The following is a 3,853-nucleotide window of genomic DNA, read 5'->3' as shown; positions in this document are numbered from 1 at the left end:
CACCCACCCCCACCAAATCCGCGCCGCCCGCCACGGACGTGCGGCAGGAGGCCGAACGCCTGGTCAAGGCAGGCGCTCGCGGCGCGGTGGTCCACCTGCTCGACGGCGACCGCACCCACAGCGCCGCCGCCGGGATCTCGGCCGACGACGAGCCGATGCGCACCGGCCACCGCTTCAGGATCGCCAGCATCACCAAGACCTTCACCTCCGCGCTGACGCTCCAGCTCGTCAGGGAAGGCCGGCTGGCGCTCGGCGCCCGGGTCACCGACGTCCTGCCCGGCGTCGTCAGCACCGACGCCACCGTCGCCGACCTGCTCAGGCACACCTCCGGCCTGCCCGACTACCTGCGCGACCCGACCTTCACCGGCGTGCTGAACAAGGACGACGCCCACCTCGACCACTGGCCGCCCCGCAAGATCATCGCCTACGCCGACCGGGCCTCGGCCCCCGGCGGCTACGCCTACTCCAACACCGGCTACCTGGTGCTCGGCCTCGTTCTGGAGAAGGTCACCGGCCGCACGTACGGCGAGCTGGTGCGCGAACGCATCACCCGCCCGCTCGGCCTGCGCGACACCGAGCTGCCCGCCACGCTCGAACCGGCCGGGCTGGCCGCCAGCGCGGAGGGCACGCAACGGCTGAGCGCGTCGATCTTCTGGTCGGCCGGCGGCCTGGTCTCCACCACGGCCGACGTGGCCGCGTTCTACCGGGCGCTGTTCGGCGGCAGGCTGCGGGAGGGCGAGGCCATGCGGCTCGGCGTGGTGGAGAGCCGCGACGGCGGCGCCGGCTACGGCGTCTTCACCCGGCGGCTCGACTGCGGCGTGCGCGTCTTCACCCACACCGGCCTCATCATCGGCTACAGCGGCTCCGTCATGGCCAGCGAGGACGGCCGCCGCGTCGCCGTGGTGCAGCTCAACTCCGGCATGGCGGGCGACGCCGACCGGTCGGCCGCGGCGCTGATGTGCTCCTGACGCTTTAAGGCGGCTTTGAGGTGGCTCGGGTAATCCTTTCATCATGGACCGACCGGCCAAGGTGCTCGTGGTGGACGACGAGCCGAACATCCGCGCGCTGCTCTCGCAGACGCTGCGACTGGTGTCGTTCGAGGTGCGTACGGCGGAGACCGGCGCCGAGGCGGTGACGGCCGCCAGGGAGTTCGACCCCGACATCGTCGTGCTCGACGTCATGCTGGCCGACATCGACGGGTTCGAGGTGGCCAGGCGGCTCGGCGAGCGCATCCCCGTGCTGTTCCTGACCGCCCGCGACCGGGTCGAGGACCGCGTCCAGGGGCTCACCCTGGGCGCCGACGACTACGTCGCCAAACCGTTCAGCCTGGAGGAGGTGGTGCTGCGCATCCGGGCCATCCTGCGGCGCAGCCGCGCCAGGCGCGAGCCCGACGGCGTGCTGCGCCACGCCGACCTGGAACTCGACGTGCACGCCCACGAGGTACGCCGGGCCGGCGTGCTGGTCGACCTCTCGCCCACCGAGTTCAACCTGCTCGAATACCTGATGACCAACGCCGGCCGGGTGGTCAGCAAGGCCCAGATCCTCGACAGCGTCTGGCGCTACGACTTCGACGGCGACTCCAGCATCGTCGAATCGTACGTCTACTACCTGCGCAAGAAGATCGACAAGTGGGAGCCGCAGCTCATCCACACCGTGCGCGGCGTCGGCTACACGCTCAGGACCCCGCGGTGAGGCCGGCCACCTGGACGCTGCGCACCCGGCTCGTCGTGGCCGTGCTCGGGCTCGCCACGGCCGCCCTCGTGCTGGCCAACGCGGTGGGCATCGCGCTGCTGCGCGACAACATGATGCGCCGCGTGGACGAGCAGCTCAACGCCTTCGGCTCGGCCAAGAACGTCGGCGCGATCGCCGCCGTCCGTGCCATGCTGCCGCTGCAGAAGTTCGCCGGGGCCGGGTTCGGCGCCGGCCCGTCCGTCTACGTGCACCACCCGGACGGCGTCGTCCGCCCGCCCGCCGAACCCGGCGAGGCGACGCCGGAGTTCGGCACCCCCGTACCCGGCGACCCCTACAGCGTGCCGGGCACCGAAGGGTCGTCGTGGCGGGTGAAGGCCGTGCCCTCCGACGGGGTGACCGTGGTCATCGCGCAACCGCTCATGGAGCTGAACAGGACCGTCGCCTCGGCCACCGTGATCTCCCTCGCGGTCAGCGTCATCGTCCTGCTCCTGCTCGGCCTGGCCGCCGACGCCACCGTACGGCTCGGCCTGCGCCCGCTGACCAGGATGGAACGCACCGCGGGCCGCATCGCCCGCGGCGACTTCGCCCGCCGGGTCGCCGCCCCAGACCCGCACACCGAACCCGGCAGGCTCGGCCTGGCCATGAACGTCATGCTGGACCGGCTCGAAGCCGAGATCGGCGCCAGAACCGCCTCCGAAGCCCGCATGAGACGCTTCCTCGCCGACGCCTCGCACGAGCTGCGCACCCCGCTCACCTCCGTACGCGGCTTCGCCGAGCTCTACCGCAGGGGCGGCGGAGACACCGGCGAGATGATGGGACGCATCGAGGACGCGGCCGCCAGGATGGGCCTGCTGGTCAACGACCTGCTCACGCTGGCCCAGCTCGACGAGGAGCGCCCGCTCGACCGCCGCCGGGTCGACCTGCTCGAAGTGGCCGCCGACACGATCCGAGACGCCCGCGCCCGGGTCCCGGAACGTCAGGTCAAGCTGGCCGGCCTGGACGAATCGCTGGAACCCGTGGCCGTGGTCGGCGACGAGGCGCGGCTGCGCCAGGTGGCCGCCAACCTGGTCGGCAACGCGCTCACCCACACCCCGTTCGAGGCCGCCATCACCGTCCGGATCGGCAGGAAGGACGGCCTGGCCGTGCTGGAGGTGGCCGACACCGGGCCCGGGGTGTCCGCCGAGCACGTGCCACACCTGTTCGACCGGCTCTACCGGGTCGGCCAGGGCAGATCCAGGGCCGTCGGCGGCGCCGGGCTGGGGCTGGCCATCGTCGCGGCCATCGTCCGCGCGCACGGCGGCCGGGTCGAGGTCGACACCGCGCCGGGCCGGGGCGCCGCCTTCCGGGTGCTCCTGCCCGACGCCTGAGGTGTTTCCACGCGGCTCCCAGACGGCTCCCAGCTCGCTCTGAACTGCGCTCGGCACCTTGAACGCATGCGAAAGACGTTCATCGCCGCGGCCCTGCTGGCCGTATCAACCGCCGCATGCGCCGGGCAGCCGCCGACCGCCGGAGTGGCGTCCGTCCAGACCGGCTCGGGCAGCCCGAGCGCCAGTGCCTCGCCGTCCGCCACGCTCGACCGCGCCGAGCAGGGCAGGAAGTTCGCCCAGTGCATGCGCGAGCACGGCGTGCCCATGGAGGACCCCGACCCGAACTCGGGCGCCGGCGGGCTCAAGACGCTGGCCGGGCAGGGGGTCGACAAGGAGAAGATCAAGAAGGCCGCCGAGGCCTGCCGCGCCCTGGCCCCTGGTCAGGACCGGGCGCGCAGCGGCCAGGACGTCGAGCGGATGCGTGCCTTCGCCGCGTGCATGCGCGACAACGGCGTCGACATCCCCGACCCCGACGCGAGCGGCGAGTTCCCGTCGGGCACCGCGGGCAAGTTCAAGCCGGACGACCCCGCCTTCCAGAAGGCGTTCGAGGCGTGCCAGGGCGACTTCCCGCGCGCGGGAGGCGGGTCATGACCCAGACCGAGGCGGACACCGGTCACACCTCCGGGCACACCACTGGGCACACCACCGGGGCCGAGCCGCCGCGCCGCCGCCGTGCGCTGCGCGCCGCCGCGTGGACCGGCGGCACGGCCCTGCTCGCCGCCGCGGTCGTGGCCGCCGCCGCGGGCATCGGCGGCGACGCCGGCCCGGCCCCTGCCACCCGGACGCCCCCTGCC

Annotated in this window: 5 protein-coding genes; all 5 read left to right on the top strand. The window is 73.3% G+C overall.

Translation table 11 applies throughout. The features are described from left to right. Positions 1–968: serine hydrolase domain-containing protein (locus HII36_RS53870; protein WP_173531149.1), on the top strand; the 968-nt coding region annotated here is incomplete at its 5' end. Between the two features lie 43 nt (positions 969–1,011). Then, positions 1,012–1,692, top strand: a complete 681-nt coding sequence (locus HII36_RS53865) for a response regulator transcription factor (protein WP_173531148.1) — start codon at positions 1,012–1,014, stop codon at positions 1,690–1,692. Further along, positions 1,689–3,059, top strand: a complete 1,371-nt coding sequence (locus HII36_RS53860) for a sensor histidine kinase (RefSeq protein WP_328808314.1) — start codon at positions 1,689–1,691, stop codon at positions 3,057–3,059. The genes HII36_RS53865 and HII36_RS53860 overlap by 4 nt, the downstream gene beginning before the upstream one ends. A 66-nt stretch (positions 3,060–3,125) precedes the next feature. Next, the gene (locus HII36_RS53855; protein WP_173531147.1) at positions 3,126–3,650 is read left to right on the top strand and encodes a hypothetical protein; all 525 of its coding nucleotides are present in this window, start codon (positions 3,126–3,128) and stop codon (positions 3,648–3,650) included. Further along, positions 3,647–3,853: hypothetical protein (locus HII36_RS53850; protein ID WP_217371103.1), on the top strand; the 207-nt coding region annotated here is incomplete at its 3' end. The genes HII36_RS53855 and HII36_RS53850, both read left to right, overlap by 4 nt.

Origin of the sequence: Nonomuraea antri, assembly GCF_013283785.1 — a bacterium.
GTDB lineage: Bacteria > Actinomycetota > Actinomycetes > Streptosporangiales > Streptosporangiaceae > Nonomuraea > Nonomuraea antri.
This window is presented reverse-complemented; position numbering and strand designations above follow the sequence as displayed.